32 protein-coding genes are annotated in these 25,674 nt (G+C 70.2%); 30 read left to right on the forward strand and 2 right to left on the reverse strand.

The features are described 5' to 3' along the window. Positions 1-78 precede the first annotated feature (78 nt). A complete protein-coding gene (locus HSX43_RS02135; RefSeq protein WP_179378434.1) occupies positions 79-750 on the forward strand; it encodes an HAD-IA family hydrolase in 672 nt (223 codons plus the stop codon). 63 nt (positions 751-813) lie between these two features. After that, the gene (locus HSX43_RS02140; protein ID WP_179378435.1) at positions 814-1,983 is read left to right on the forward strand and encodes a DegT/DnrJ/EryC1/StrS family aminotransferase; all 1,170 of its coding nucleotides are present in this window, start codon (positions 814-816) and stop codon (positions 1,981-1,983) included. Positions 1,984-1,995: 12 nt separating this feature from the next. Here the strand turns inward: HSX43_RS02140 and HSX43_RS02145 are convergent, their stop codons facing one another. After that, on the reverse strand, positions 1,996-2,541 hold the full coding sequence (locus HSX43_RS02145) for a hypothetical protein (RefSeq protein WP_179378436.1): 546 nt from the start codon (positions 2,539-2,541) through the stop codon (positions 1,996-1,998). A gap of 138 nt (positions 2,542-2,679) precedes the next feature. On the opposite strand from HSX43_RS02145, the gene HSX43_RS02150 reads away from it, so the two are divergent. From HSX43_RS02150 to HSX43_RS02195, 10 genes are all read left to right on the forward strand, one after another. Then, positions 2,680-3,843 (forward strand): acyl-CoA dehydrogenase family protein, encoded by a 1,164-nt coding sequence (locus HSX43_RS02150; RefSeq protein WP_179378437.1) that lies wholly within the window; start codon positions 2,680-2,682, stop codon positions 3,841-3,843. Further along, complete coding sequence (locus tag HSX43_RS02155) at positions 3,840-4,397, forward strand: hypothetical protein (RefSeq protein ID WP_179378438.1); 558 nt, start codon at positions 3,840-3,842, stop codon at positions 4,395-4,397. Before HSX43_RS02150 ends, HSX43_RS02155 begins: the two co-directional genes overlap by 4 nt. Next, positions 4,398-4,853 carry a DUF1622 domain-containing protein gene (locus HSX43_RS02160; RefSeq protein WP_235962446.1) on the forward strand — a complete coding sequence of 152 codons (456 nt, stop codon included), beginning with the start codon at positions 4,398-4,400 and terminating at the stop codon, positions 4,851-4,853. It abuts the gene before it with no gap. Between the two features lie 37 nt (positions 4,854-4,890). Then, positions 4,891-5,370: a lysozyme inhibitor LprI family protein gene (locus tag HSX43_RS02165; protein ID WP_179378439.1), complete on the forward strand. Its 480-nt coding sequence runs from the start codon at positions 4,891-4,893 to the stop codon at positions 5,368-5,370. Next, the gene (locus HSX43_RS02170; protein ID WP_179378440.1) at positions 5,367-5,861 is read left to right on the forward strand and encodes a lysozyme inhibitor LprI family protein; all 495 of its coding nucleotides are present in this window, start codon (positions 5,367-5,369) and stop codon (positions 5,859-5,861) included. The genes HSX43_RS02165 and HSX43_RS02170 overlap by 4 nt, the downstream gene beginning before the upstream one ends. Then, positions 5,861-6,343 carry a hypothetical protein gene (locus tag HSX43_RS02175; RefSeq protein WP_179378441.1) on the forward strand — a complete coding sequence of 161 codons (483 nt, stop codon included), beginning with the start codon at positions 5,861-5,863 and terminating at the stop codon, positions 6,341-6,343. The genes HSX43_RS02170 and HSX43_RS02175 overlap by 1 nt, the downstream gene beginning before the upstream one ends. Next, on the forward strand, positions 6,340-6,837 hold the full coding sequence (locus tag HSX43_RS02180; protein ID WP_179378442.1) for a hypothetical protein: 498 nt from the start codon (positions 6,340-6,342) through the stop codon (positions 6,835-6,837). The genes HSX43_RS02175 and HSX43_RS02180 overlap by 4 nt, the downstream gene beginning before the upstream one ends. A gap of 37 nt (positions 6,838-6,874) precedes the next feature. Further along, positions 6,875-8,473, forward strand: a complete 1,599-nt coding sequence (locus HSX43_RS02185) for a carboxyl transferase domain-containing protein (protein WP_179378443.1) — start codon at positions 6,875-6,877, stop codon at positions 8,471-8,473. A gap of 86 nt (positions 8,474-8,559) precedes the next feature. Continuing rightward, positions 8,560-8,976: an ASCH domain-containing protein gene (locus HSX43_RS02190; RefSeq protein ID WP_179378444.1), complete on the forward strand. Its 417-nt coding sequence runs from the start codon at positions 8,560-8,562 to the stop codon at positions 8,974-8,976. Next, positions 8,973-9,644: a hypothetical protein gene (locus tag HSX43_RS02195; protein ID WP_179378445.1), complete on the forward strand. Its 672-nt coding sequence runs from the start codon at positions 8,973-8,975 to the stop codon at positions 9,642-9,644. The genes HSX43_RS02190 and HSX43_RS02195 overlap by 4 nt, the downstream gene beginning before the upstream one ends. An 8-nt stretch (positions 9,645-9,652) precedes the next feature. Here HSX43_RS02195 and HSX43_RS02200 read toward each other — a convergent pair whose 3' ends face one another. Then, positions 9,653-10,372: a class I SAM-dependent methyltransferase gene (locus HSX43_RS02200; protein ID WP_179378446.1), complete on the reverse strand. Its 720-nt coding sequence runs from the start codon at positions 10,370-10,372 to the stop codon at positions 9,653-9,655. Positions 10,373-10,440: 68 nt separating this feature from the next. Here HSX43_RS02200 and HSX43_RS02205 point away from each other — a divergent pair, with 68 nt between their 5' ends. The 18 genes from HSX43_RS02205 (at position 10,441) to nuoF (ending at position 25,634) form a co-directional block, all read left to right on the forward strand. Next, positions 10,441-12,372, forward strand: a complete 1,932-nt coding sequence (locus HSX43_RS02205) for an ATP-binding protein (RefSeq protein WP_179378447.1) — start codon at positions 10,441-10,443, stop codon at positions 12,370-12,372. A 79-nt stretch (positions 12,373-12,451) separates the two neighbouring features. Beyond that, positions 12,452-13,093 (forward strand): glutathione S-transferase family protein, encoded by a 642-nt coding sequence (locus tag HSX43_RS02210; protein ID WP_179378448.1) that lies wholly within the window; start codon positions 12,452-12,454, stop codon positions 13,091-13,093. A gap of 96 nt (positions 13,094-13,189) precedes the next feature. Further along, positions 13,190-14,050, forward strand: coding sequence for a hydroxymethylglutaryl-CoA lyase (locus HSX43_RS02215; protein ID WP_179378449.1), 861 nt, complete (start codon positions 13,190-13,192; stop codon positions 14,048-14,050). Continuing rightward, a complete protein-coding gene (locus HSX43_RS02220; RefSeq protein ID WP_328794956.1) occupies positions 14,043-14,549 on the forward strand; it encodes a DUF6653 family protein in 507 nt (168 codons plus the stop codon). Before HSX43_RS02215 ends, HSX43_RS02220 begins: the two co-directional genes overlap by 8 nt. Beyond that, entirely contained in the window at positions 14,546-15,328 is a 783-nt protein-coding gene (locus HSX43_RS02225) for a crotonase/enoyl-CoA hydratase family protein (protein ID WP_179378450.1), read from the forward strand. The genes HSX43_RS02220 and HSX43_RS02225 overlap by 4 nt, the downstream gene beginning before the upstream one ends. A 101-nt stretch (positions 15,329-15,429) precedes the next feature. Further along, complete coding sequence (locus tag HSX43_RS02230) at positions 15,430-16,551, forward strand: lytic murein transglycosylase (protein ID WP_179378451.1); 1,122 nt, start codon at positions 15,430-15,432, stop codon at positions 16,549-16,551. After that, the gene (locus HSX43_RS02235; RefSeq protein ID WP_179378452.1) at positions 16,552-17,265 is read left to right on the forward strand and encodes a hypothetical protein; all 714 of its coding nucleotides are present in this window, start codon (positions 16,552-16,554) and stop codon (positions 17,263-17,265) included. A gap of 26 nt (positions 17,266-17,291) precedes the next feature. Then, on the forward strand, positions 17,292-17,978 hold the full coding sequence (locus HSX43_RS02240) for an SH3 domain-containing protein (protein ID WP_179378453.1): 687 nt from the start codon (positions 17,292-17,294) through the stop codon (positions 17,976-17,978). A gap of 51 nt (positions 17,979-18,029) precedes the next feature. Next, entirely contained in the window at positions 18,030-18,395 is a 366-nt protein-coding gene (locus HSX43_RS02245; RefSeq protein ID WP_179378454.1) for an NADH-quinone oxidoreductase subunit A, read from the forward strand. Between the two features lie 397 nt (positions 18,396-18,792). Beyond that, positions 18,793-19,326 carry a NuoB/complex I 20 kDa subunit family protein gene (locus HSX43_RS02250; protein WP_055084349.1) on the forward strand — a complete coding sequence of 178 codons (534 nt, stop codon included), beginning with the start codon at positions 18,793-18,795 and terminating at the stop codon, positions 19,324-19,326. An 11-nt stretch (positions 19,327-19,337) separates the two neighbouring features. Next, positions 19,338-19,943: an NADH-quinone oxidoreductase subunit C gene (locus tag HSX43_RS02255; RefSeq protein ID WP_179378455.1), complete on the forward strand. Its 606-nt coding sequence runs from the start codon at positions 19,338-19,340 to the stop codon at positions 19,941-19,943. Then, positions 19,940-20,371: a GFA family protein gene (locus HSX43_RS02260; protein ID WP_208454441.1), complete on the forward strand. Its 432-nt coding sequence runs from the start codon at positions 19,940-19,942 to the stop codon at positions 20,369-20,371. Before HSX43_RS02255 ends, HSX43_RS02260 begins: the two co-directional genes overlap by 4 nt. Continuing rightward, positions 20,371-21,600 (forward strand): NADH-quinone oxidoreductase subunit D, encoded by a 1,230-nt coding sequence (locus HSX43_RS02265; RefSeq protein ID WP_407929355.1) that lies wholly within the window; start codon positions 20,371-20,373, stop codon positions 21,598-21,600. The genes HSX43_RS02260 and HSX43_RS02265 overlap by 1 nt, the downstream gene beginning before the upstream one ends. Continuing rightward, positions 21,597-21,881: a hypothetical protein gene (locus tag HSX43_RS02270; protein ID WP_179378457.1), complete on the forward strand. Its 285-nt coding sequence runs from the start codon at positions 21,597-21,599 to the stop codon at positions 21,879-21,881. The genes HSX43_RS02265 and HSX43_RS02270 overlap by 4 nt, the downstream gene beginning before the upstream one ends. 27 nt (positions 21,882-21,908) lie before the next feature. Further along, positions 21,909-23,156: an NADH-quinone oxidoreductase subunit E gene (locus HSX43_RS02275; RefSeq protein ID WP_179378458.1), complete on the forward strand. Its 1,248-nt coding sequence runs from the start codon at positions 21,909-21,911 to the stop codon at positions 23,154-23,156. A 31-nt stretch (positions 23,157-23,187) separates the two neighbouring features. Beyond that, on the forward strand, positions 23,188-24,039 hold the full coding sequence (locus HSX43_RS19535; RefSeq protein ID WP_235962447.1) for an NADH:ubiquinone oxidoreductase: 852 nt from the start codon (positions 23,188-23,190) through the stop codon (positions 24,037-24,039). 70 nt (positions 24,040-24,109) lie between these two features. Next, positions 24,110-24,337 (forward strand): DUF5337 family protein, encoded by a 228-nt coding sequence (locus tag HSX43_RS02285; protein ID WP_179378459.1) that lies wholly within the window; start codon positions 24,110-24,112, stop codon positions 24,335-24,337. A gap of 4 nt (positions 24,338-24,341) precedes the next feature. After that, positions 24,342-25,634: an NADH-quinone oxidoreductase subunit NuoF gene (gene nuoF / locus HSX43_RS02290; protein ID WP_179378460.1), complete on the forward strand. Its 1,293-nt coding sequence runs from the start codon at positions 24,342-24,344 to the stop codon at positions 25,632-25,634. The last annotated feature ends 40 nt before the right edge of the window (positions 25,635-25,674 follow it).

The following is a 25,674-nucleotide window of genomic DNA, read 5'->3' on the forward strand; positions in this document are numbered from 1 at the left end:
CTTGGTTGCCTGTCGTTCTACCTGAGCCCGGACACGCCGCAACCCGGCCGTCACGACCTCCGGCAAAAGGGTGCCTCTATGAAACGTTGCGTGATCTTCGACCTCGACGGAACGCTGGCCGACACCTCGGGCGACCTGCTCGCCGCCGCCAACGCCGCCTTCACGCTCCTCGGCCTCGACACCTCGCTCGACCCGTCGAACGCGGACCACCGTGCCACGGCCCTCCGGGGCGGGCGGGCGATGCTGCGCGCGGGGCTCGCCCGCGTGGGGGTGGAGGACGAGGGGCTCGTCGACGCGGGCTACCAGCCCCTCCTCGACGCCTACGGGGCCGACATCGCGACGCATACGCATTTCTATCCCGGTGCGCTCGACGCCGTCCGCCGCCTGCGCGCGCGCGGCGATGCGGTGGGCATCTGCACCAACAAGCCCGAGGGCCTCGCCCGGCAACTGCTCGACAGCCTCGGCGCGACCGACCTCTTCGACGCGCTCCTCGGGGCCGACACCCTCCCGGTGCGCAAGCCCGACCCCGAACACCTGCTGGAGACGATCCGCCGCGCCGGCGGCGACGCGGGCCGCGCCGTCCTGATCGGCGACACCGAGACCGACCGCAAGGCCGCCGCCGCAGCCCAGGTGCCTTGTGTCCTCGTCACCTTCGCGCCGGCGGGGCAGTCCGTGGCCGACCTCGCCCCCGAGGCGCTGCTCTACCATTTCGACCACCTCGAAGCGGTCGTGGACCCGCTCCTGGGCTAGGGCCGCACGGGGCGGCAGCCGAAACCGATTGACGCGCCCCGCCCGCATCCCCCAACTCGGCCCATGAAGACCTTCACCAAGTCCTTCACCCGGCAGGAGCCGATCCCCGAGCCCGCGATCGAGGCCGCCGTCCGCGTGATGCGGTCGGGCGCGCTCCACCGCTACGGGGCCGACCCGTCGGAGGTCGCCGCACTCGAAACCGAGTTCGCCGCGCAGACCGGGGCCGCCCACGCGCTCGCCGTCGCCTCGGGCGGCTACGCCATGGGCTGCGCGCTCCGGGCGCTGGGCGTCAAACCGGGCGACCCGGTGCTGACCAACGGCTGGACACTCGCCCCCGTGCCCGGCGCCATCGCCGCCGTCGGCGCGCGCCCGGTCCTCGTGGAGGTGGGCGAAGACCTCTGCATCGACCTCGACGACCTCGCCGCCAAGGCCGGCCGGGCACGCGTCCTCATGCTCAGCCACATGCGCGGCCACATCGCCGACATGGAGCGCCTCATGGCCATCTGCGACGCAGCCGGCGTCACCGTGATCGAGGATTGCGCCCACACCATGGGAGCCGCGTGGAACGGCACGCCCTCGGGCCGGTGGGGCGCGGTCGGCTGCTACTCCTGCCAGACCTACAAGCACGTCAATGCGGGCGAGGGCGGCCTCATCGTCACCGACGACGCCGACCTTGCCGCCCGGATGGTGCTCCTCTCGGGCAGCTACATGCTCTACGCTCGCAACGGCACCGCGCCCGACGAGGCGGTTTTCGCCCGCCACAAGGGCGCGATGCCCAACGTCTCGGGGCGCATGGACGAGTTGCGCGCCGCCATCCTGCGCCCGCAACTCGCCGACCTGCCCGCGCAGGCGCGGCGCTGGAACGACCGCTACGCCGCGCTGGAGCAGGGCCTGCGCAACCTGCCCGGCCTGCGCGTCATCGACCGCCCCGCGCCCGAAGCCTACGTCGGCTCCTCGATCCAGCTGCTTACCGACGACCCGGCGAAGGTGCCCGCCTTCCTCGCCGCCTGCGCCAAGCGCGGGGTCGAGTGGAAGTGGTTCGGCCACGCCACCGCGCAGGGCTTCACCTCCGCTCACCACCACTGGGCCTACGTCGAGGCGCAGAGCCTGCCGCGCACCGACGCGATCCTCGCGCGGCTCCTCGACATGCGCGTGCCGCTGACCTTCGACCTCGACGATTGCGCCCTCATCACCCGCATCGTGGCCGAGGAGGCGGGGCGGCATCTGCGCTGATCCGGCGTGGCCTCAGCCGGGGGCGGGCCCCAGCGTCTCGTCGTCGTCTTCCAGGATCTCGGGCACCGGGTTCGGAGCGACGAGCCCGCGCTGCACAGCGATCGCATAATCCCAGGTCGCCACATTGTCGCGGATCGCGCGCAGCAGGTCGCCGGGCGACTTCGCATGCGGCATCGACAGGTTGAGCGCATAGGCGATCAGTTCGGAGCAATACCATTGCTCCCGCGAATGGCGGCGGAAGTTGAAGAGCTGGCTGATGACCATGGGCCAGAGTTCGTAGGGCTTGCCCAGATGCCGCGCCGCCCGGTCCCAGGTCGAGGGATGGGCCCAGGGCACCTCGTAGATGTCCCACTTGCCGTCCTTCAACTCGATGTCCTTGATCCGCACGCCCCCGTCGCGCGCCGAGGAGGACAGGCAGGTGACGGTATCGCCGCGCTTCGGGCGCTCCTCCTGCCGGATGAGTTCCACATGGCTGAAGGGCGACCGGGTGGCGAAGCGCACCACCTTGTCCATCATTCGCCCGCGCCCGCGATAGAAGGCCACCCAGTACCGTGCCATGCCAAATCTCCCATCTGAAATCGCTGCGATGCTGCGCGTTGCCCATCGATCCGTCAAGCAAGGGAAACCTGACCCTGTGGACGGATCGCCCCCGATCCGCTAGAAACTGAACAAGCGTTCAATTCCGGGGAGGATTCGATGTTCAACGCCACGATGCAGTTCGACCTGGGCGAAGACGTCAACGCTCTGCGCGAGATGGTGCACCGCTGGGCGCAGGACCGGGTCGCCCCCATGGCCGCCGACATCGACAGCGGCAACCACTTCCCCGCCGAGCTCTGGACCGAGATGGGGGAGCTGGGCCTCCTCGGCATCACCGTCCCCGAGGCCGACGGCGGGGCGGGCATGGGCTACCTCGCCCATGTCATCGCGGTCGAGGAGATCGCCCGCGCCTCCGCCTCGGTCTCGCTCTCCTACGGCGCGCACTCGAACCTTTGCGTCAACCAGATCGCGCTCAACGCCAACGCCGAGCAGAAGGCGAAGTACCTGCCCGGTCTCATCTCGGGCGAGCATGTCGGTGCCCTCGCCATGTCCGAGGCCGGCAGCGGCTCCGACGTCGTCTCGATGAAACTCCGTGCCGAGAAGCGCAATGACCACTTCCGCCTGAACGGCACCAAGTATTGGATCACCAACGGCCCCGACGCCTCCACGCTCGTGGTCTACGCCAAGACGGACCCCGAGGCGGGCTCCAAGGGCATCACCGCCTTCCTGATCGAGAAGGCCATGACCGGCTTCTCCACCTCCAGCCATTTCGACAAGCTCGGGATGCGCGGCTCCAACACTGCCGAACTGGTGTTCGAGGATGTCGAGGTCCCCTTCGAGAACATCCTGGGCGAGGAGGGGCGCGGCGTGCAGGTGCTGATGTCCGGCCTCGACTACGAGCGCGTCGTCCTCGCCGGCATCGGCACCGGCATCATGGCCGCCTGCATGGACGCGATCATGCCCTACATGGCCGAGCGCCGTCAGTTCGGCAAACCCATCGGGAGCTTCCAGCTGATGCAGGGCAAGATCGCGGACATGTACACCGCGATGAACTCGGCGCGGGCCTACATCTACGAGGTCGCCAAGTCGTGCGACCGCGGCACCGTCACCCGCCAGGACGCGGCGGCCTGCTGCCTCTATGCCTCCGAGGAGGCGATGAAACAGGCCCATCAGGCGGTGCAGGCCATGGGCGGCGCGGGCTTCATGTCCGACAGCCCCGTCGCCCGCCTCTTCCGCGACGCCAAGCTGATGGAGATCGGCGCCGGCACGAGCGAGATCCGCCGCATGCTGGTCGGCCGGGAGCTGATGGGGGCGATGGGGTGAGACTGGTCCTCGTCTTCATCGCATTAGTCACGACGCAGGCCCAGGCCGATCCTGCCTTCCTGCGCTGCCTCGGCCCGGAGATGGCGCAGCGGACGGCCGCGGTTCGGGACGCGGCACCCTGTGCGACTGACCCCGATTGCGAGCCGATGCCCCTTTCGCTCTATGTCGCCGCCGTCGAACCCACATGTCTGGGCGAAGCTGTCGATCGCTGTACCTTGACCGCAGTTCCAAGCTCCTGCTTGCGACATCTGGTAGGCCATATCGACGATCTAACGGACGATCTGCGTCCGCGCTTGAACGAGACGCGCATTGCAGCCGCCAAGCGACATCTGAACGCCTTCCACCGCCGGTCGATCGACATGGCGATGCGGCGTCATCTCGAAGGATCCGAAAATCCCTGTAAGGATCCAGACTTCCTCGAAAGGCTTCGGTCCATGACACGAGACGAAGATATTGTGGATGCAGCTTGCGCCGCCGCGGGGTCTTTTCAAGCCTATCAGCAAGCCAGCGCCCTCGAACGGCGCCTCACCTCGGCCGAGGCGGAAACGCGTTAGATGGAGCACGAAGTTGCCCCTGACGGAATGGCCGGCGAGGTCGAGCAGATGGACACCCCCACCTCTTTCTTCTCCTACGTCCGCGAGGCCAGCATCCTCCACGACCAGCTCGACTGGCTCGTGCACGGGATGGAGTATTTCGTCGCCGCCGTGGACATCCTCGGCTGCGTCATCCTCCTGATCGGGGCGACGCGGTTCCTGATCGGGTTCGTCCGCGCCGAACTGAGCGGCGATGCCCGCAAGCGCGTCGAGGGCGTCAACATGGAACGCGTCGAGCTCGGGCGCTACATCCTCGCCGGTCTCGAGCTCCTCATCGTCTCCGACATCGTCCATACCGCCCTCAGCCTCGCCATGGCCGATCTCGTCTTCCTCGGTCTCCTCGTCGTGATACGCTCGCTCATCTCCTTCTTCCTCGAACGGGAGCTGGAGCGCGTGAAGAAGGAGCTTGCCACATGACGCCGCACCCGACTGCCGCAGCCCCCCGGGGTCGCCGATGACCCGCTGGCTCGCCCTCGTCCTCCTCGCCACGCCCGCGCTGGCCGACGACCTGCCCTTCGATCCCGCGATCGTCGAGGCCTGCTTCGGCAGCGCCCCGTCGGCTGACTGTATCGGCCGCGCCGCCGCGGCCTGCACGGCCGAGACTGGCAGCAACGTCGGCTACGCGCGCTGCAACACCGCCGAGTGGGAGGTCTGGGACGCGGAGCTCAACCGCAGCTACCGCGCCCTGATCGACCTGACCCGCGCCGAGGATGCCGAGTTGAAGGACCTCGGTTCCGCCCTGCCGCCGACCGAGCCGACCCTGCGCGCGGCCCAACGTGCCTGGGTCGCCTGGCGCGATGCCCAATGCGCCTACACGCGTTCCACCTTCGGCGGCGGCACGGGGGGCGGCCCGGCCGAGGCGGAGTGCCGGATGCGCCTCACCGCCGAGCAGGCCCTGCGCCTCGATGCCGAGCTCGCGGGGCAGGGCGGATGACCCGCGTCCTCGCCCTCCTCCTCGCGCTCGCCGCGCCCGCCGCCGCGCAGCCGGCTGACCCCGCCCCCTACCGCGCCGCCTTCGACGCCTGCGCCGCCGGGGAGGCCCCGCGCGACTGCATCGGCGACACCGCGCAGGTCTGCATGGAGGCCGAGGAGGGCGGCTACACCACGCTCGGCATGACCGGCTGCACGATGATGGAGCAGGGCCTCTGGGACGAGGTGCTCAACGCCGAATGGCCCGGCCACCGCGCCGCCGCGCAGGCCCAGGACGAGGCCGAACGCCCTTATTTCGACGGGCAATTCAGCAAGGCCGACGAACGCCTCCTCGCCGCCCAGCGCGCCTGGATCGCCTTCCGAGACGCCGATTGCAGCGCCGCCGGGGCCAGCTGGGGCTCCGGCTCCATGCGCCACATCGAATACGCCGGTTGCAGCCTCCACCACACCGCCGAGCGCGTCCTCGATCTGCGCGCGCTCTGGGCCCGAAACTGATGCGCGCCGCCGCGCTCCTCGCCTGCCTCGCGCTGCCCGCCGCCGCGCAGGAGGAGGATGCCGTCAACGCCCAGAGCCGCGCGCTCCTGACCTGCGTCATCGACGCCGCCGTCGCCGGCGTCCCCGAAGAGACGCTGCGGACCGAGACGCATTTCCTCTGCGCGCTCGCCCATGCGCCCGTCACCGTCTCCTGCCCGCGGGAGCAATACATGCTGGAGCCGGCCCGCGCCCTCTGCGAGCGGCGCGACCTCGAACTCTGGGGCACCGCGCTCACCCGCGCCTATGCCGTCGCCGGCCGCGCGGACGAGCTCGACGCCCGCATCGCCGAGATCGCCGCCGGTTGCGAGGGCGTGGCCCCCGCCCCGGCCGATCCGGTCGGCTGCGTCACGAACACCGTCTGGCGCGACTGGGCGCGGGTCGCGACCGAGGGCTTCCTCGACCGGGTCGCCGCCGACGCCGCCGAACGGGAGGGCGACGAATGATCCGCCGCGCGCTCCTCTGCCTCGCGCTCGCGGCCCCCGCGCTGGCCGACCCGCAGTCCGACGTCGACTGGACGCTCCCGCCGCTCGACCCCGAAGCCGCCACGATCTGCTTCGGTACTCTCCTCTTCCGCGAGCCCGCGCCCGAGGTCCGCGCCGCCTGCGAGGCCGCGCTCTGGCCCTGCGAGGCGCAGTTCGACCTCCCGCAGGAGGCCCCGCCCGAGATCGCGGCGCCCGAGGCCCACGACCTGCAGCATTGCTACGCCGCCAACGCCCGGCGCTTCACCGACGGCTTCCACGCCATGACCGCCGCCTGGCTCCCGACCGCGCCGGAAGCGGAGGTGCTCGACTTCATCGAGGACGTCGCCCGCCGCGCCGCCCGGGAGGTGGAGACCTGCGGCCGCCGCCACGGCGACGACGACCTCGCCTATTGGCGCTGCCGCCAGCGCACGCCGATGCTGCCGCTCATGCCCCCGGGATGGGAGCCGCCGCGATGACACCCCGCCCACCTGCCCCAGAGGAGCCCGCCATCCGATGAAACTCACCTCCTCGCTCCTCGCAACCTCCGACCAGGCCCGCGCCAACCGCGCCGCCCACCTTGCCGCGCTCGACGAGGTGCGCGCCGCCGCCGAGACCGCCGCCGCCGGGGGCGGGGAGGCATCCCGCGCGCGCCATCTCGGCCGGGGCAAGATGCTGCCGCGCGACCGTGTCGCCGGCCTCCTCGACCCCGGCTCGCCCTTCCTCGAAGTGGGGGCCTTCGCCGGACACGGCATGTACGACGGCGCGGCCCCGGGCGGCGGGGCCATCGCGGGCGTGGGCCGGGTGCACGGGCGCGACGTCATGGTCGTCTGCAACGACGCCACGGTGAAGGGCGGCACCTACTACCCGATCACGGTCAAGAAGCACCTGCGCGCCCAGGAGATCGCCGAGGAGAACCGCCTGCCCTGCGTCTACCTCGTCGACAGCGGCGGCGCGAACCTGCCGAACCAGGACGAGGTCTTCCCCGACCGCGACCACTTCGGTCGTATCTTCTACAACCAAGCACGCATGTCCGCGAAGGGCATCGCCCAGATCGCCGTCGTCATGGGAAGTTGCACCGCCGGCGGCGCCTATGTGCCCGCCATGTCCGACGTCTCGATCATCGTGCGCGAGCAGGGGACGATCTTCCTCGCCGGCCCGCCCCTCGTGAAGGCCGCGACAGGGGAGGTCGTCTCGGCCGAGGACCTGGGCGGCGGCGACGTGCACACCCGGCTCTCGGGTGTCGCCGACTACCTCGCCGAGGACGACGCCCATGCGCTGGCCCTCGCGCGGGAGGCTTTACGATCTGTTAACCTATTGACTGCAGTCAACTTTCCCCGCGGGGAAAGGCCCGCCTACGACCCCGAGGAGATCCTCGACGTCGTGCCCGCCGACCTGCGCACGCCCTATGACATCCGCGAGGTCATCATGCGCCTCGTCGACGGCTCGCGCTTCGACGAGTTCAAGGCCCGCTTCGGGGAGACCCTCGTGACCGGCTTCGCCGAGGTCGAGGGGATGCCCGTCGGCCTCGTCGCCAACAACGGCGTCCTCTTCTCCGAGGCAGCCTCCAAGGGCGCGCATTTCGTCGAGCTCTGCTCGCAGCGCGGCATCCCGCTCGTGTTCCTCCAGAACATCACCGGCTTCATGGTCGGCCGGAAGTACGAGAACGAGGGCATCGCGCGTCACGGGGCCAAGATGGTGACCGCCGTGGCGACGACCTCCGTCCCCAAGATCACCATGCTCGTCGGCGGCTCCTTCGGGGCGGGCAACTACGGCATGGCCGGCCGCGCCTATCAGCCGCGCTTCCTCTGGACCTGGCCCAACAGCCGCATCTCCGTCATGGGCGGGGCGCAGGCGGCGGGGGTGCTGGCCACGGTGAAGCGCGACGCGATGGAGCGCGCGGGCGAAGACTGGTCGGCCGAGGCCGAGGCCGCGTTCAAGCGCCCCACCGAGGAGATGTTCGAGCGGCAGTCGCATCCCCTCTACGCCTCCGCCCGCCTCTGGGATGACGGCATCATCGACCCGCGCAAGTCGCGCGACATCCTCGCCCTGTCGCTCCGCGCGAGCCTGAACGCGCCCATCGGGGAGACACGCTTCGGCGTGTTCCGGATGTGATGGGTGTGGAAATGCAGATACGTTGCGAACACAGACGACACCTCTTCCCCGCGCGGGTGCGGCGCACGATGGTTGAGCGCTAGGCTATGGCGACGCTGGAGGAGATACTCGGCCGCCATCCAGGCGCGCAGTCCTTTCGCTTCGGCGATAGTCCTGAACTTTGCGACCTGCTGCTGCGCCTCGTGGTCGCGGGCCGGAAGACGGCGACCTGCGGCGCGTTGCGGGACTATCCGCCCGACGATCCGTCGCGGCCCGTCGTCGGGCGCCGCGACGTCGCGACCGATTGGGAAGGGCGTCCCGTCGTGGTGATCGAGACGACCGAGGTGACGGAGCGCCGCTTCGACGCCGTGGACGAGGCCTTCATGCTGGCCGAGGGCGAGAACGACACGCTCGACGGCTGGCGCCGCGATCATCGCGCCTATTTCGAGCGCAACGGCGGCTGGTCCGCGGACATGATGCTGCTCTGCGAACGGTTCCGGGTGGTGGAGGATTGTGCCCCATGATCCGCCGCATCCTCCACGGCGCGACCGAATGGATCCCGCAACTTACGCTGCCGGAATTGCGGCAGAAGGTCGAGATACCCGTGTATGTCGTCCACAACTCTGCGGATCCGGACGACTATTTCTTCATCTTCGACTTCGAGCAATTCGTAGAACGCGCGCGCTCGGGTCTTTTTGTGCGGCCCGTCCTCAAGGTCTGGTCGGGGCGTGCGGATCTGGAGCGCCGCCTCTTCGCGCGTCGCTTCCGCCAATCCTTCGCGCGGGAGTTCGAGGCCGCACGTCTGCAACTGGCGCAGGAGAAGGGGCGCGAGGCGGGCTGGTTCGGCTGGCTGCCCGCACCAACCGACCTGATCGGCCTTGCTTCGACTCTCACGGCGAATGTCCTGCTTCTGCTGGCGACGCAGGCGGGCAAGGCGCTTTGGGGGCGGCGACCCCTGCCGGGGATGTTGCGACGCAAGAGCGACGAGGAGCAGCTCGAGGCCGCCATCACCGAAACGCAGACCCGCGTCGACGCGGCCCTCCGGGACCTGGAGATCGTCCTGCACATCGACCTGTTCCGCCATGCCTGGCGCGGGCGGACGGGCGGGCGGCTGACGGGGATGGACTACGACGCGTGGCCGTTGCCGGACTTCGTCACCTGCCACCTCGATTTGGGGGAGGGCGCGCGATGAAGTCGGCCCTAACCCGGCGCGCGGCCCGAGAGCAGAAGCGCGCATCCGCCGATGAGGCGCGTCACCTTCGGCGCGAGCCCCTCGGCGTGCAGCGCATCGATGACCGTCTCGCCGGTGCCGAAGTTGCGCGTATAGGTGCCGATCATCGAGAAATCCTGCGCGCCCCGGAGCGCGATCCGCTCGACGAGCGGCAGCACCCCGTCGAGATGCAGCCGGTAGAGCGGGCGCAGCGACCAGCCGACCGGGTCCGTCGCCTCGATCAGCGCATAGGGCGCGTCGGGCTCCAGCACGCGGGCGAGTTGGCGCGCGAAGGTGCGATGCTGACCGGCATCGAAGGTCTTGAGCCCGAAGGTCGAGACGGCGAATCCGGCCGAGGCATCGGGCAGATCGCTCTCGAGCCAGTTGGCGCAGTGATGGGCGATGCGGTCCGTGCGATCCCGGTGCAGGCGCTCCATCGCCTCCGCGTGCATCCGGGGCGAGATGTCGATCGCCGTGACCGAGACGCCCGGAAACCGGCGCAGCAGATGCGGCCAGATCTCGCCCGTGCCGGCCATGAGGTCGACGCCCCGCGCCGTGCTGTCCCGCGGCAGGTCGAGCGCGGCCACGCATTGCGCGCGCCAGCGGTGGATCACCCCGAAGGAGGCGGCCATGCTCCAGCGGCGATAGGCCGGCGAGCAGCGGTCGAAGACATCGGCCACGAAGGCCGGATCGTAGATGTTTCCGGTCATGCGGCGCAGCCTGCCGCAGGACGGGAGAAAGGGAAAGCGGGCCCCGAGCGGCCCGGGAGGGCAAGCCGATGTTTCAGAAGATCCTGATCGCCAACCGGGGCGAGATCGCCTGCCGGGTGATCGACACCTGCCGCCGGCTGGGCGTTCGCACCGTGGCCGTCCATTCGGACGTGGACGCCCGCGCCCGGCACGTGGAGATGGCGGACGAGGCCGTGAGCCTCGGCGGCGCGGCCCCGGCCGAGAGCTACCTTCGGGGCGACGCGATCATCGCGGCGGCGCAGGCCACGGGCGCGCAGGCGATCCATCCGGGCTACGGCTTCCTGAGCGAGAACCCGGACTTCGTGGAGGCGGTCGAGGCCGCGGGGCTCGTCTTCATCGGGCCGTCGGCCAAGGCGATCCGGGCGATGGGCCTCAAGGACGCGGCCAAGGCGCTGATGGAGGAGGCGGGCGTCCCCGTCGTGCCGGGCTACCAGGGCGAGGGGCAGGAGCCCGAGGCTCTGGCGCGGGAGGCGGAGGCCATCGGCTATCCGGTCCTCATCAAGGCGGTCGCGGGCGGTGGCGGCAAGGGGATGCGCAAGGTGGAGGCGCCGAAGGACTTTGCCGACGCGCTGGACGCCGCCCAGTCGGAGGCGCAGAAGGCCTTCGGCAACGCCCATGTCCTGATCGAGAAATGGGTGACGACGCCGCGCCACATCGAGGTGCAGGTCTTCGGTGACGGCACCTCCGCCGTCCACCTCTTCGAGCGGGATTGCTCGCTACAGCGACGGCACCAGAAGGTCATCGAGGAGGCCCCGGCCCCCGGCATGACGCCGGAGATGCGCGAGGCGATGGGTAATGCGGCCGTGCGCGCGGCCGAGGCCATCGGCTATGCGGGCGCGGGCACGGTGGAGTTCATCGTCGATGCCTCCGAGGGGCTGCGCGCGGACCGGTTCTACTTCATGGAGATGAACACCCGCCTGCAGGTCGAGCACCCGGTGACCGAGGCGATCACGGGGGTGGACCTCGTGGAGTGGCAGCTGCGCGTGGCCTCCGGCGAGGGGCTACCCGCGCGCCAAGACGATCTCGGCATCACCGGCCACAGCTTCGAGGCGCGGCTCTACGCCGAGGACGCGGCGGCGGGGTTCCTGCCGCAGACGGGCACGCTCACGCATCTACGCTTCCCCGAGGGCGCGCGGGCCGAGACGGGGGTGCGCGCGGGCGATGCGATCTCGCCCTGGTACGACCCCATGATCGCCAAGCTCGTCACCCACGGGCCGACGCGGGCGACGGCGCTCCTTGCGCTCGAACAGGCCCTCTCGCAGACGCAGGTGGCGGGGACGGTGACGAACCTCGCCTTCCTGCGTCGCCTCGCGCAGCACGCGGGCTTCCGCGCGGGCGAGGTCGACACTGGGCTCATCGACCGCGACGTCGAGGCGCTGGCCGCGCGGCCGGTGCCGTGTTCGCGCACGCGGGCGATCGCCGCGTTGGCGGCGCTGGGGCTCGACCAGGGGCAGGGGGGCGAGGCGCTGCATCTCTGGGTGCCGCTGACCTGGCAGGCGCAACTGCTCTGGGGCGACGAGGAGATCGCGGCACGTGTCACGGGCCTCGGCGGCGGGCGCTACCGGGTGGCGATCGCCGAGACCGAACACGAGGTCACCCGCGACGGCGGCTGGCACGTCGACGGCGCGCGCGTCGGGGCGGAGATCGGGCGGGCCGAGGGCGTCGTCCATGTCTTCTGGGGCAACGTCTATTCCTTCGCCGTGCCCGACCCGCTTGCCGTGGCCGCGGCCGCCGGGGCCGGCTCGGGCGTCGTCGAGGCGCCGATGCCGGGGCTCGTCAAGGCGGTCTACGTCACGGCGGGGGCGGAGGTCGCGGCGGGCGACCGGCTCGCGGTGCTGGAGGCGATGAAGATGGAGCACACGCTCACGGCCGCGCGCGACGGGACGGTGGCCGAGGTGCTAGCCGCGGCGGGCGATCAGGTCGAGGCGGGCGCGCCGCTCGTGCGGCTCGAAGAGGAGTAGCGCCGGGAGAGCCCCGTGCGAGGGGGCCAGCCCCCTCGCGCTCCCCGGGCGTATTTCGGGCCAGAGGAAGGAGAGGACCGTGGCGGAGATCGTATTGCATCACGTGCCCGAAAGCCGGTCGCAACGGGTGTTGTGGCTTCTGCACGAGCTGGGCGTCGATTTCGAGGTGAAGGCCTGGCCCTTCGACAAGACGCTGCGTTCGGAGGCCTTCCTCGCGCTCAACCCGGCGGGCCGCGTGCCGGCGCTGGAGATGGACGGGCGGTCCTACTGGGAGACGGGGGCGATCATCGAGCTGCTCTGCGAGCGCTTCGGGCGGCTCGGCCGTGCGCCGGGCGAGGCGGAGCGGGCGGATTGGCTGATCTGGGTGCATTTCTCCGAGACGATCTCCCAGCATGCGGCGGCGCTGACGCAATCCCACGTGATGCTGCGCGAGGACTGGATGCGCTCGCCCACGGTGATGAAGCTGGAGGCGGCGCGCGTGGGTAAGTGCTTCGACGCGGTCGAGGCGGGGCTTCGGGGTGACTGGCTCCTGTCGGAGTTCTCGGCGGCCGACGTGGCGGTGGGTCAGGCCGTGCTGATGGGGCGGCGGTTCCACCGGATCGGGGACCGGCCGAAGATGGCGGCCTGGATGGCACGGCTGGAGGCCCGCGACGCCTTCAAGGCGGCGGATGACGGGGCGGGCCTCTACGGACAGGATTTCTACGAGGTGCCGGATGTCTGATACGGTCGAGATCTTCGAGGCGCGCCGTGACCGTGGCCCCTGCGGGGCCGCGAAAGCGCGGGGCGCGTGGCGTGCGGGTGACGGTGGAGGTGCCCGATGACGGGACGCGAGACGGTCGAGATCTTTGAAGTCGGCCCCCGCGACGGGCTGCAGAACGAAAAGCGGAGGATCCCGGCGGCGGAGAAGGTCGCTCTCATCGACCTGCTGTCGCGTGCTGGCTTCCGGCGGATCGAGGTGGCGAGTTTCGTCAGCCCCAAATGGGTGCCGCAGATGGCCGACGGGGCCGAGGTGATGGCGGGGATGGCGCGCGTGCCGGGCGTGTCCTACGCGGCGCTGACGCCCAACATGAAGGGCTACGCGGGGGCGCGGGCGGCGGGCGCGGACGAGGTGGCGGTCTTCGCGTCCGCCTCCGAGGGGTTCTCGAAGGCGAACCTGAACGCGACCATTGCCGAGAGCCTTGCGCGCTTCGCCCCTTTGGCCGAGGCGGCCCGTGCCGATGGCGTGCCCCTGCGCGGCTACGTCTCCTGCGTGACGGATTGCCCCTTCGACGGGACCACCCCGCCCGGCGAGGTGGCGCGTGTGGCGGCGGCGCTGCGCGATCTGGGCTGCTCCGAGGTGAGCCTCGGCGACACGATCGGGCGCGGCACGCCCGACGCGGTGGACAATATGCTGGACGCCGTGCTGGGCGAGATGCCGGCGGCGCGGCTCGCCGGGCATTTCCACGACACGTCGGGCCGGGCGCTCGACAACGTGGAAGTGGCACTAGCCCGGGGCCTGCGGGTGTTCGACGCGGCGGTCGGGGGCCTTGGCGGCTGCCCCTATGCGCCGGGGGCCGCGGGCAACGTGGCGACCGAGGCCCTGCTGGCCCATCTGACGGCGGCGGGCCATGCGACCGGGCTCGATGCGGGCGTCGTGGCCGAGGCGGCGGAGATGGCGCGGGGGATGCGCGGTGGCTGACGTCTTTCGCCTGGCGGAGCGGTTCATGGCGATGGACGCGGCCGCCTGGGCGCGCCACGGCAACCCCTGGTCGGTGGCGACGCGCTTCACCGTGCTGCCGCTGATCGTGCTGGCGATCTGGAGCCGGGTCTGGCTGGGCTGGGGCGCGCTCCTGCCGCTGGCGCTGGCGCTCGGGTGGATGTGGTTGAACCCGCGGGTCTTCTCGCGCGACTACGACGGCGACAACTGGGGCTCGAAGGGCGTGATGGGCGAGCGCATCTTCATCGACCACCGGGGCGAGGTGGCGTCGCATCACGTGCGGATGGCGAAACTGCTGTCCTGGGCCAGTGTGCCGGGGCTCGTGGTGCTGGCCGTCGGGCTGTGGCAGCTCTGGCCGGACTGGACGGTCTTCGGGCTGATCCTGACGGTCCTGCCGAAGGTCTGGTTCTGCGACCGCATGGTCTGGATCTACGAGGACCGCCGCAGGGCGGGAAAACGGATGCCGGGAGAGACGGAATGACCCACGAGACCCTTGACGTGAGCCGCGACGACCGGGGTGTCGTCACGATCCGGTTGAACCTGCCGGAGACGCACAACGCGCTGACGGCGCGGATGATGGACGAGCTGACGGCGCTCGCCGCCGAGCTTGGCACGGACGACAGCCGCGTCGTCGTGCTGACCGGGGCGGGGGCGTCCTTCTGCGCGGGGGGCGATTTGCGCTGGATGCGGGCGCAGTTCGACGCGGCCCCGGCCGCACGCGCCACCGAGGCGCGGCGGCTCGCGGGGATGCTGCAGGCGCTCAACACGCTGCCGAAACCCCTGATCGCACGGGTGAACGGCGCGGCCTTCGGGGGCGGCGTGGGCCTCTGCTGCGTGTCGGACGTGGCGGTCGGGGCGGCGACGGCCAAGCTGGGCCTCACCGAGACGCGGCTCGGCCTCATCCCGGCGACGATCGGGCCCTATGTGATCGCGCGGATGGGCGAGGGGCGGGCGCGGCGGGTCTTCATGTCGTCGCGCCGGTTCGACGCGGCGGAGGCGGTGGAGTTGGGCATCCTGTCGAAGGTGGTGCCGGTCGAAGACCTGGACGCCGCCGTCGAGGCGGAGGTCGTGCCCTATCTCTCCTGCGCGCCGGGGGCGGTGGCCGATGCCAAGCGGCTGGCCCGCAGCCTCGGGCCGGTGATCGACGAGGCGACCATCGCGGCGACGGTCGGCGCGCTCGCCGCGCGCTGGGAGGGGGGCGAGGCCGCGGAGGGCGTCGGGGCCTTCTTCGACAAGCGCAAGCCGCGCTGGGCGGGGTAGGTGCCCGGGCGGATCGTCGCCGCCGCGCCGCCGGTATCGCTTGGCCGGGTCGGGCGGCTTCGCTAGACTGCGCGCAAACCCTCGCAGAAGGATCCGCAGGCATGTTCACCCGACGCTCGTTCACCCTGATGCTCGCCGCAGCGCCGCTCTCGGCCTGCGCCGATGCGCCCGCCACGTCTTCGCGGCCGAGCCTGCGCCAGGCCGATCCCGAACTCGTGCCGCGAGCGACCGCCGGCTGGTCGGCCTGGGTCGAGGGCTTCAAGGGGCGTGCGCGGTCCGCCGGCATCCGGGCGGACGTGATCGAGGCCGCCTTCCGCGGTCAGGGTTTCGTGCCCGGCGTCATCGCGCGCGACCGCAACCAGACGGAATTCCGTCGCAGCTTCGAGGATTACATCGCTATCGTCGCGCCCGAGCGGAAGGTGCAGGCGGGGCGCGCGGCCTTCGCCCGCCACCGCAGCACCCTGCAGGCGATCGAGAGCCGCTACGGCGTGCCGGCCGAGATCGTCGCGGCGATCTGGGGGGTGGAGAGCAACTTCGGCACGCGCCGGGGCGACATCCCGACGATCAGCGCGACCTCGACGCTGGCCTTCGACGGTCGGCGCGGTGCCTTCTTCGAGAAGCAGCTGGTCGCGGCGCTGCGCATCCTGCAGTCGGGCGACGTGACGCCCGCGCGCATGACCGGCAGCTGGGCCGGGGCGATGGGGCACACGCAGTTCATCCCGACGTCCTACCTGCAATCGGCGGTCGACTTCACCGGCGACGGGCGGCGCGACATCTGGTCGGACGATCCGACCGACGCGCTGGCCTCTGCGGCGGCCTACCTGCGCGGTGCCGGCTGGCAGGCGGGCGCAAGCTGGGCGGTGGAGGACGCGAACGGGAACCTGACGCCCGACCGGGGCGGGCCGTCGTTCCGCACGGGGCCGAACTTCCGCGTCATCAAGCGCTACAACAACTCCGATTCCTATGCCCTCGGCGTGGGCCACCTGGCCGACCGGATCGCGGGGGGCGGGCCGCTGCGGCAGGCCTTCGGCCCCGACCGCTACGGCCTCACGATCGACCAACGGCAGCAGCTGCAGCGCAAGCTGACGGCGGCGGGCTTCGACACCGACGGCGACGACGGGGTGATCGGCCCGAAGAGCCGGGCCGCCATCGCCGCCTTCCAGCGGTCGCGGGGACTGGCCGCGACGGGCGATCCGTCGGTGGCGCTTCTGAACATGCTCTGAATGTTCGGCCTGCGCCGCGCCCCCGTCTCTGCCGAGATGCAGGATTGGCTGCTCGACGGCCTTCTGTGGTGCGCGGGCGCGGGGATCCTGCGGCGCGATACGCCGCTCGTCCTGCCGACCTCGGCCTTCTTCCCGACGCGCGCGGGGCCGGACGATCAAGTGCTGGCCGAGGGGTTGATGGGCGACGTGCTGCGGCTTCTCGGGCTGGGGGACGTGGCGGTCGAGATGGCCCCGCTCCAGCGCGTCGCGGCCCAGTGGCGGTACGATCCGACGGCGCTCGGCGAGGTCGGCGGCAGCTGGCAATCGGACGGGACGGGCGCGTCGGTCGTCCACTACGACCCCGAGATGATGCGCGCGCGGCCGCTCGTCTTCCTCTCGACGCTGGCGCACGAGGCGGTGCACGAACGGCTGCACCGGTCCACCCGCGACTGGCCCGGCGGGGCGGAGGCCGAGGAGCCGATGACCGACCTCGCCGTGATCGCGGCGGGCTGCGGCGTGTTGCAGCTCGGCGGGGCGGAGGACGCGGGCTGGCAGGGCTATCTGGGGCAGGAGAGCCGGGCCCATGCGATGGCGCTCGTGCTCGGAGCGACGGAGGCCGACGCGGAGGTCGCGGGTGCCCATCTGCCGCCGCGCGCGGGCCGGACGCTGCGCCGGGCGCTATCGCATATCGACGCCGCCGATGTCACGGAACTCGCGACCGCCCTGCGCCGTTGACCCTATCGCACAACACCGAGGTTTCCATGTCCGCCGCCCTTCGCAGCCTCCTCGCCCTTCTGATCCTGATGCTGCCGGCGATGGCGGCGGCCGCCGATCAGCTACGCAACACCGGGGCCTTCGGCGTCGCCATGCGGGCCGGTCCGGGGCAGCAGTTCCCCATGCTCCACGTCCTCGGCCCGGGCGAGACGGGCGCGGAGGGGCGGTGCGACCTCGACGGGCGCTGGTGCCTCTTGACGGTCGGCGCGCGGGTCGGCTGGGTCGACACGACCGATCTCGTCCCGCAGGGCTCGGCGCTCGCGACTTCCGATCCGTTCGGGCCGCGCACCACGCCGCAGATCGAGAGCTCGCCGCTCGACGGTCCGGGCCGGCCGCTGCCGGGGTCGGTGCTCGACGCGGTGGAGCGCGTGGACCCGCGGCGCCCGGCGACGCCGCCGCCCGGCACTGCGGCCCCGATGATCTTCTCGACGACCGAGCCGTTCCGGAACGTCACCGACGGTCTCGTCAACCTGCGGGCCGGGCCGGGGACGGATACGGCGGTGGTGGGCGAGTTGCGCCCCGGCGAAGGCGGACCCATCGACGTCTGCGACACGCCGCAGCAATGGTGCCGTGTCGCCGTGGCCGGCCGGCCGCCCGCCTGGGTCAAGATGACCTTCATGGGCCTTCAGCGTCACGCGGTCGCGCCGTTGGCCCCCGGCGACCGGGCGCGTTGACGCCCGCGCGCGCCCGGCCTAAAGCGAAGGTGACCGACCGACGGAGGCCCCATGGACGAGATGCTGCGTGAATACCTGCCGATCCTGATCTTCCTCGGGGTGGCCGTGGGCCTCGGCCTCGTCCTGATCCTCGCCGCCGCCATCATCGCGGTGCGCGCGCCCGACCCCGAGAAGGTGTCGGCCTACGAATGCGGCTTCAACGCCTTCGACGACGCGCGCATGAAGTTCGACGTGCGGTTCTATCTCGTGGCGATCCTCTTCATCATCTTCGACCTCGAGATCGCCTTTCTCTTCCCCTGGGCGGTGAGCTTCGCCGAGATCTCGATGACCGCCTTCTGGTCGATGATGGTCTTCCTCGCCGTTCTGACCGTGGGCTTCGCCTACGAATGGAAGAAGGGCGCGCTCGACTGGGAATAGCGCCCCGGCGGGTCGGGCGGGGGTTTCGCACCCCCGCGCCCCGCGGAGTATTTCCGGCAGGAAGAGCGCCCTTCACCACATCTTAAGCCACGGCGTGCCAGATGGGACGCGCGGTATAGGCTGGAGAGCCGATGACCGTGCAGGGAGATGCCCCCGCATCTTCGGCCCGGGGGAAGGTTGCATGACCTCCGACCCCCGGGCGCTTCCCGGCCTCGTACCGCCCGAAATATGCGTCATTGCCGTAGGGCCGCGATCTGTCGCAGGGCCGGGGGCTGGAAATCGGCCCGTTTCACACGACATCTGACACGAGGTCGCGTTGACCCCCACGGGGGCAAGGGATAGACCCGGGCCCGAAGGGGCGGCGAGCCCCGGCGAGACACCCGAAGGAGCGGCAGCCATGGGCGTGCAGACCGGACTGAACACGGCGGGCGGCGACAAGGAGCACGCCACCCAGCTTCTCAACCGCGAGCTTCAGGACAAGGGCTTCCTGCTGACCTCGACCGAAGACATCATCAACTGGGCGCGCACCGGCTCGCTCCACTGGATGACCTTCGGCCTGGCCTGCTGCGCGGTCGAGATGATGCACACCGCCATGCCGCGCTACGACATGGAGCGGTTTGGCACCGCGCCCCGCGCCTCCCCGCGTCAGTCGGACCTGATGATCGTGGCGGGGACGCTGACGAACAAGATGGCTCCCGCGCTGCGCAAGGTCTACGACCAGATGCCCGAGCCGCGTTACGTGCTTTCGATGGGCTCCTGCGCGAACGGGGGCGGATATTACCACTACAGTTACAGCGTCGTGCGCGGCTGCGACCGGATCGTGCCGGTCGATCTCTATGTGCCGGGTTGCCCGCCGACGGCGGAGGCGCTGCTCTACGGCCTTCTGCAGCTCCAGCGGAAGATCCGCCGGACCGGGACGCTGGTGCGCTGAGGGGATCCGTGATGACCGAACAACTCCAGGAACTCGCCGCCCACATCGAGCTGCGCCAGGGCGATCTCGTCTCCTCCCATGCGATCACGCTGGACGAGCTGACGCTGGAGGCGACGGCTTCGGACATTCCGGCGCTGATCGACTTCCTCAAGACCGACGAGCAATGCCGCTTCGCCTCGCTCGTCGACATCACGGCGATCGACTATCCGGGCGACGAGCGGCGCTTCTGCGTCGTCTATCATTTCCTCAGCATGTACAGAAACCAGCGCATCCGCGTGAAGACCTACGTGCGCGAGGAGGAGATCGTGCCGTCGATCACTGGCATCCACCCCTCGGCCAACTGGTTCGAGCGGGAGGTGTTCGACATGTTCGGCGTGCTCTTCTCGGGCCACCCGGACCTGCGCCGCATCCTGACGGACTACGGCTTCCGCGGCTATCCGCTGCGCAAGGACTTCCCGACCACGGGCTATACCGAGGTGCGCTACGACGAGGTGCAGAAGCGCGTCGTCTACGAACCCGTCAGCCTGACGCAGGAGTACCGGCAGTTCGATTTCATGAGCCCCTGGGAGGGCGCGGAATACGTGCTGCCGGGGGATGAGAAGGGGGAGGCGAAGTGAGCGACGCCCTCACCGGATCCTGCCTCTGCGGGGCCTGCACCTTCACCGCGACGCCCGACGAGCAGGAGGCGGGTGCCTGCCATTGCGGCATGTGTCGCAAGGTCGCCGGCGGCATCAACATTGCCGTCGGCTGTTCCGACGTGACCTGGAACGAGGGTGCGCCGATCAAGGTCTACCGCTCCAGCGACTGGGCCGAGCGTGGCTTCTGCGGCACCTGCGGCGCGAACCTCTTCTGGCGCGCCGTGGGGGGCGATGCGGGGCGCGAGGTCATCGCGCTCAACGCGTTCGATACGCCCGGGGCGTTCCCCGTGACCCGACAGATCTTTGTCGACGACAAGCCCGACAGCTACGCCCTGGCCGGTGATCTCGTGTCTCTGACGGGGGCCGAGGTGCGGGCGATGTATGCTCCCGAAGGAGGAACGACATGATGGACGGCGACCAGTCCCCGCGCGGTTACGAGGACGCCCTGACCGGCGAGCAGCGGATCCGTAACTTCAACATCAACTTCGGACCCCAGCACCCGGCGGCGCATGGTGTTCTCCGCCTCGTCCTCGAACTCGACGGCGAGATCGTGGAGCGGTGCGACCCGCATATCGGTCTCTTGCACCGGGGCACCGAGAAGCTGATGGAGAGCCGGACCTACCTGCAGAACCTGCCCTATCTCGACCGGCTCGACTACGTCGCCCCGATGAACCAGGAGCACGCCTGGTGTCTGGCCATCGAGCGGCTCACGGGCATCGAGGTGCCGCGGCGAGCGCAGCTGATCCGCGTGCTCTTCTGCGAGATCGGGCGCATCCTGAGCCACCTCCTGAACGTGACGACGCAGGCCATGGACGTCGGTGCGCTGACGCCGCCGCTCTGGGGCTTCGAGGAGCGCGAGAAGCTGATGGTCTTCTACGAGCGGGCCTGCGGCGCGCGGCTCCACGCGGCCTATTTCCGCCCCGGCGGCGTGCATCAGGACCTGACGCCGGAGCTGCTCGACGACATCGAGGCCTGGTGCGAGAGCTTCCCGGCCGTCATGTCCGATATCGACGGCCTGCTGACCGAGAACCGCATCTTCAAGCAGCGCAACGTCGACATCTGCGTCGTCTCGGAAGACGAGGTGATGGAATGGGGCATGTCGGGCGTGATGGCGCGCGGCTCCGGCCTCGCCTGGGATTTGCGCCGCGCGCAGCCCTACGAGTGCTACGACGAGTTCGACTTCCTGATCCCCACGGGCAAGAACGGCGATTGCTACGACCGCTACCTCGTCCGCATGGAGGAGATGCGGCAGTCGGTTCGGATCATGCAGCAGGCCATCGAGAAGCTGCGCGCGCCCGAGGGTCAGGGGGATATCCTGGCCCGCGGCAAGGTCACGCCGCCGAAGCGGACGGACATGAAGACCTCGATGGAGGCGCTCATCCACCACTTCAAGCTCTATACCGAGGGCTTCCACGTGCCCGCCGGTGAGGTCTATGCGGCCGTCGAGGCCCCGAAGGGCGAGTTCGGCGTCTACATGGTGTCGGACGGGACGAACAAGCCGTACCGCGCCAAGCTGCGCGCGCCGGGGTATTTGCATTTGCAGGCGATGGACCACGTGACGAAGGGCCACCAGCTGGCCGACGTCGCGGCGATCATCGGGACGCTCGACGTGGTGTTCGGGGAGATCGACAGGTGAGGGGCGGCGTCCTTTCAGCGTTCCTGGTCGCGTGTCTGGCGGTGCCGGTGACGGCGCAGAACGAGAGCGACGTGCCCGAGGGCCTACTACTATTGTGGGCCGAAAACGCGATACCTTTGGACGAGTTTGTCGCCAAAGGTTACGGCATGTCCGAGCCGGCTGACGCAACGTCGGATGAGTGGTGCCCGTATCAGGCCGTCACGGTCAGCCTCGGCTACGCCGACACACCGCAGTGTCGCGACCTGTTGGCCAAGATGAAAGAAATCGGTCGGATCGACTGACCAAGTTCCCTGATTGCGAGACCCTACATGCTCCGCCGACTCCACAAAGACCAACCCGAGACCTTTGCCTTCACGCCCGCCAACCAGGCCTGGGCGGAGGCGCAGGTGACGAAGTATCCCGAGGGGCGTCAGGCTTCCGCGATCATCCCGCTGCTGTGGCGCGCGCAGGAGCAGGAGGGGTGGCTGACGCGGCCCGCGATCGAGCATGTGGCCGAGATGCTGGGCCTCGCCTATATCCGGGCGCTGGAGGTGGCGACCTTCTACTTCATGTTCCAGCTGCAACCCGTGGGAAAGACCGCCCATATCCAGATCTGCGGCACGACCTCCTGCATGATCTGCGGCGCGGAGGATCTCGTCGAGGTCTGCAAGGAGAAGATCGCCGCAGAGCCACATCAGATCAGCGAAGACGGGCAACTGAGCTGGGAAGAGGTCGAGTGCCTCGGGGCCTGCGCCAACGCGCCGATGGCCCAGATCGGCAAGGACTACTACGAAGACCTGACGGCCGAGCGCTTCTCGGAGATGCTGGACCAGTTCCGCGCGGGCGAGGTGCCGGTCCCCGGGCCGCAGAACGGGCGCTTTACCTCGGAGCCGCTCGAGGGGGTGACCTCGCTCACGGCGCAGGCGGAGGCGAAGGTCCACGACCAGAACGCCTCGGTCGCGCTGGCCACCGACATCGGCGACACGATCAAGCGGATCGACGGCACCGAAGTGCCGCTCGCGGCTCCCTGGGGCAAGGCGAACCAGGCCGACGAGGACGCGACGGCCGCGGCGCGCGATCCGATGCTGCCGCCCGACGGGCCGGACGGGAACCAGGGCGGCAAGGTCGCCGGGGCCGCCCCCGCGAACCGAAGCCGGGGCGACGCGAGCGACGGCAAGGCCAACGTCCGCGGCTCGGACGCGACGGCCAAGGGCACGCCCGACGAAGGCAGCGTCGCCCCGAAATCGAAGGGCAAGGCCACGTCCGAATCGGCCGCCCCCGTGTCGGACGATGCGAAACCGGCCGGGCTCGACGCGCCGCGCGGGGGCAAGGCCGACGATCTGAAGGCGATCAAGGGGATCGGGCCGAAGCTCGAAAAGCTGTGCAATTCCCTCGGCTTCTATCACTACGACCAGATCGCGAACTGGACGGAGCGGGAGCTGGCCTGGGTCGATCAGAACCTCGAAGGCTTCCGCGGGCGCGCGACGCGTGACGAATGGGTCAAACAGGCTAAACTCCTGTCCGAGGGCGGAGAGACCGAGTTCTCCTCGCGCGTGAAGAAGGGGGATGTCTACTGAGATCGGTTCCCCGACCTAGGGGAGTTGATCTATGGGCAACCGCAAACATTCCGACATGACGATGGGCAACGTCGCCATCAGCTGGGGCATCGCCTGCCTGGCGGGCCTCATCGCGTTCCTTCTGTTCCGGATCATGGGTGATCTGAGCTGGTCCGCGGCCTTCTTCGGCGGGCTGGCGATCGCCGCGATCCTCATCATCCTGTTCACGATCATCTTCGGGCGGGAGTTGCCGCCGCCGGGCAGCGTCGCCGCGCCGACGGTCGCGCGCGGCTCGGGAGCGACCGGCGGCTCTGCCCGCGCCGGTGCCGCGAGCGCGCCCGCGTCCACGGGCGGGAGCGCGCCGAACGCGACCGAGGCGGCGAGCGTGGCGAGCGGGGCCGCGGGAATGGGCGGTGGATCGGCCGCCGCCACCGCGCCCGCCGCGACGGGCACGCCCACCGGCGAAGGCGCGGCATCGGCCGAAGACCGGCGCGCGGCGGAGGCGGCGTCGACCGCTGCCGTCGCCGAGGCCCCCGTCGCCGCGACGCCCGAGAGCCCCGCCGCCGCGCCCCCGAGCGCCGAGGCCAGCGCCGCCGCCGCGGTGCCCGAGGGCAGCGAGACGAAGCCCGCCACCCTCGACGCGCCGCGGGACGGCGGGGCGGACGACCTCAAGCGGATCAAGGGCGTCGGCCCGAAGCTCGAGAAGCTCTGCAATGCCCTCGGCTTCTGGCACTTCGACCAGATCGCCGGCTGGACGCCCGCGGAGATCGCCTGGGTCGACCGCAACCTCGAAGGGTTCAAGGGCCGGGTCACGCGCGACGAATGGGTCGCGCAGGCGAAGGCGCTGGCCGCGGGCGAGGAGACGGAATTCTCCAAGCGCGTCGACAAGGGCGGCGTCTATTGAGCCCTGGCGGGCGCTGCGGCACCGGGACCGCTTGACGGCATCCCGCCCGCGCTGTTGAAGAGGGGCCGACATGACTGGCCCCTCCGACCGAGACGTGGCGATCGCCAAACGTTCCGCCCGCGTGGCGATGGTGATCGTCGGCGTCTTCCTCAGCTGGGGGATCCTGCAGGCTCTGGGCGCGCAGTACGACCTGTCGCGCCGGGTGATGGGCTTCGGGGATTCCGTCGCGCTGGTGGCGATGGGCTGGGCGATATACGAGACCGTGATGATCTGGCGGCTGCGCCGCGAGAAGGAGTGACCAGATGCTGCAAGACCAGGACCGGATTTTCACCAACATCTACGGCATGGCCGACCGCTCGCTCGCGGGCGCGCAGTCGCGGGGGCACTGGGACGGCACGAAGGACCTGATCGGCCTCGGGCGCGACAAGATCGTCGAGATCATGAAGGCGAGCGGCCTGCGCGGGCGCGGCGGCGCGGGCTTCCCCACGGGGCTCAAGTGGTCGTTCATGCCCAAGGAGAGCGACGGGCGTCCCGCTTACCTGGTTATCAACGCAGACGAATCCGAGCCGGGCACCTGCAAGGACCGGGAGATCATGCGCCATGATCCCCATACGCTGATCGAGGGGGCGCTGATCGCGTCCTTCGCGATGGGGGCGCATGCCTGCTACATCTACATCCGCGGCGAATACATCCGCGAGAAGGAAGCGCTGCAGAACGCCATCGACGAGGCCTACGAGGCCGGGCTCATCGGCAAGAACGCGGCGAAGTCCGGTTGGGACTTCGACCTCTACCTGCACCACGGCGCGGGGGCCTATATCTGCGGCGAGGAAACCGCCCTGATCGAGAGCCTGGAGGGCAAGAAGGGGATGCCCCGCATGAAGCCGCCCTTCCCGGCGGGCGCGGGCCTCTATGGGTGCCCCACGACCGTGAACAACGTCGAGAGCATCGCCGTCGTCCCGACCATCCTGCGCCGCGGGGCCGAATGGTTCGCGGGCTTCGGGCGTCCGAACAACGCGGGCACGAAGCTGTTTGCCATCTCGGGCCACGTGAACCGGCCCTGCGTGGTGGAGGAGGCGATGTCGATCAGTTTCGAGGAACTGATCGAGACGCATTGCGGCGGCATCCGGGGCGGCTGGGACAACCTGAAGGCGGTTATTCCCGGCGGATCCTCGGTGCCGATGATCCCCGGCCGCGACATGCGCGATGCGATCATGGATTTCGACTACCTGCGCGAGCAGAAGTCGGGCCTCGGCACCGCGGCGGTGATCGTGATGGACAACTCCACCGACGTCATCAAGGCGATCTGGCGTCTGGCGAAGTTCTACAAGCACGAGAGCTGCGGCCAGTGCACGCCCTGCCGCGAGGGGACGGGCTGGATGATGCGGGTCATGGACCGGCTGGTGAAGGGCGAGGCGGAGGTCGAGGAAATCGACATGCTGCTCGACGTGACCAAGCAGGTCGAGGGCCATACGATCTGCGCGCTCGGCGATGCGGCGGCCTGGCCGATCCAGGGCCTCATCCGCCACTTCCGCGACGAGATCGAGGACCGCATCAAGCACAAGCGCACGCCGCGCCCCGCCGTCGCCGCCGAATAGGACAGCCGATGACCGCCACGCCCCCCGCCACCGCGCCCCG

The sequence above is a fragment of the Jannaschia marina genome (assembly GCF_013404595.1).
GTDB lineage: Bacteria > Pseudomonadota > Alphaproteobacteria > Rhodobacterales > Rhodobacteraceae > Jannaschia > Jannaschia marina.

Coding starts and splice junctions, on each gene's coding strand:
- HSX43_RS02275 (WP_179378458.1), top strand. CDS start 21,909: ATGCTCCGCCGACTCCACAAAGACCAACCCGAGACCTTTGCCTTCACG.
- HSX43_RS02160 (WP_235962446.1), top strand. CDS start 4,398: ATGGAGCACGAAGTTGCCCCTGACGGAATGGCCGGCGAGGTCGAGCAG.
- HSX43_RS02150 (WP_179378437.1), top strand. CDS start 2,680: ATGTTCAACGCCACGATGCAGTTCGACCTGGGCGAAGACGTCAACGCT.
- HSX43_RS02245 (WP_179378454.1), top strand. CDS start 18,030: ATGGACGAGATGCTGCGTGAATACCTGCCGATCCTGATCTTCCTCGGG.
- HSX43_RS02170 (WP_179378440.1), top strand. CDS start 5,367: ATGACCCGCGTCCTCGCCCTCCTCCTCGCGCTCGCCGCGCCCGCCGCC.
- HSX43_RS02285 (WP_179378459.1), top strand. CDS start 24,110: ATGACTGGCCCCTCCGACCGAGACGTGGCGATCGCCAAACGTTCCGCC.
- HSX43_RS02135 (WP_179378434.1), top strand. CDS start 79: ATGAAACGTTGCGTGATCTTCGACCTCGACGGAACGCTGGCCGACACC.
- HSX43_RS02250 (WP_055084349.1), top strand. CDS start 18,793: ATGGGCGTGCAGACCGGACTGAACACGGCGGGCGGCGACAAGGAGCAC.
- HSX43_RS02265 (WP_407929355.1), top strand. CDS start 20,371: ATGGACGGCGACCAGTCCCCGCGCGGTTACGAGGACGCCCTGACCGGC.
- HSX43_RS02240 (WP_179378453.1), top strand. CDS start 17,292: ATGTCCGCCGCCCTTCGCAGCCTCCTCGCCCTTCTGATCCTGATGCTG.
- HSX43_RS02235 (WP_179378452.1), top strand. CDS start 16,552: ATGTTCGGCCTGCGCCGCGCCCCCGTCTCTGCCGAGATGCAGGATTGG.
- HSX43_RS02200 (WP_179378446.1), bottom strand. CDS start 10,372: ATGACCGGAAACATCTACGATCCGGCCTTCGTGGCCGATGTCTTCGAC.
- HSX43_RS02175 (WP_179378441.1), top strand. CDS start 5,861: ATGCGCGCCGCCGCGCTCCTCGCCTGCCTCGCGCTGCCCGCCGCCGCG.
- HSX43_RS02140 (WP_179378435.1), top strand. CDS start 814: ATGAAGACCTTCACCAAGTCCTTCACCCGGCAGGAGCCGATCCCCGAG.
- nuoF (WP_179378460.1), top strand. CDS start 24,342: ATGCTGCAAGACCAGGACCGGATTTTCACCAACATCTACGGCATGGCC.
- HSX43_RS02195 (WP_179378445.1), top strand. CDS start 8,973: ATGATCCGCCGCATCCTCCACGGCGCGACCGAATGGATCCCGCAACTT.
- HSX43_RS02180 (WP_179378442.1), top strand. CDS start 6,340: ATGATCCGCCGCGCGCTCCTCTGCCTCGCGCTCGCGGCCCCCGCGCTG.
- HSX43_RS02190 (WP_179378444.1), top strand. CDS start 8,560: ATGGCGACGCTGGAGGAGATACTCGGCCGCCATCCAGGCGCGCAGTCC.
- HSX43_RS02205 (WP_179378447.1), top strand. CDS start 10,441: ATGTTTCAGAAGATCCTGATCGCCAACCGGGGCGAGATCGCCTGCCGG.
- HSX43_RS02185 (WP_179378443.1), top strand. CDS start 6,875: ATGAAACTCACCTCCTCGCTCCTCGCAACCTCCGACCAGGCCCGCGCC.
- HSX43_RS02145 (WP_179378436.1), bottom strand. CDS start 2,541: ATGGCACGGTACTGGGTGGCCTTCTATCGCGGGCGCGGGCGAATGATG.
- HSX43_RS02225 (WP_179378450.1), top strand. CDS start 14,546: ATGACCCACGAGACCCTTGACGTGAGCCGCGACGACCGGGGTGTCGTC.
- HSX43_RS19535 (WP_235962447.1), top strand. CDS start 23,188: ATGGGCAACCGCAAACATTCCGACATGACGATGGGCAACGTCGCCATC.
- HSX43_RS02255 (WP_179378455.1), top strand. CDS start 19,338: ATGACCGAACAACTCCAGGAACTCGCCGCCCACATCGAGCTGCGCCAG.
- HSX43_RS02165 (WP_179378439.1), top strand. CDS start 4,891: ATGACCCGCTGGCTCGCCCTCGTCCTCCTCGCCACGCCCGCGCTGGCC.
- HSX43_RS02215 (WP_179378449.1), top strand. CDS start 13,190: ATGACGGGACGCGAGACGGTCGAGATCTTTGAAGTCGGCCCCCGCGAC.
- HSX43_RS02230 (WP_179378451.1), top strand. CDS start 15,430: ATGTTCACCCGACGCTCGTTCACCCTGATGCTCGCCGCAGCGCCGCTC.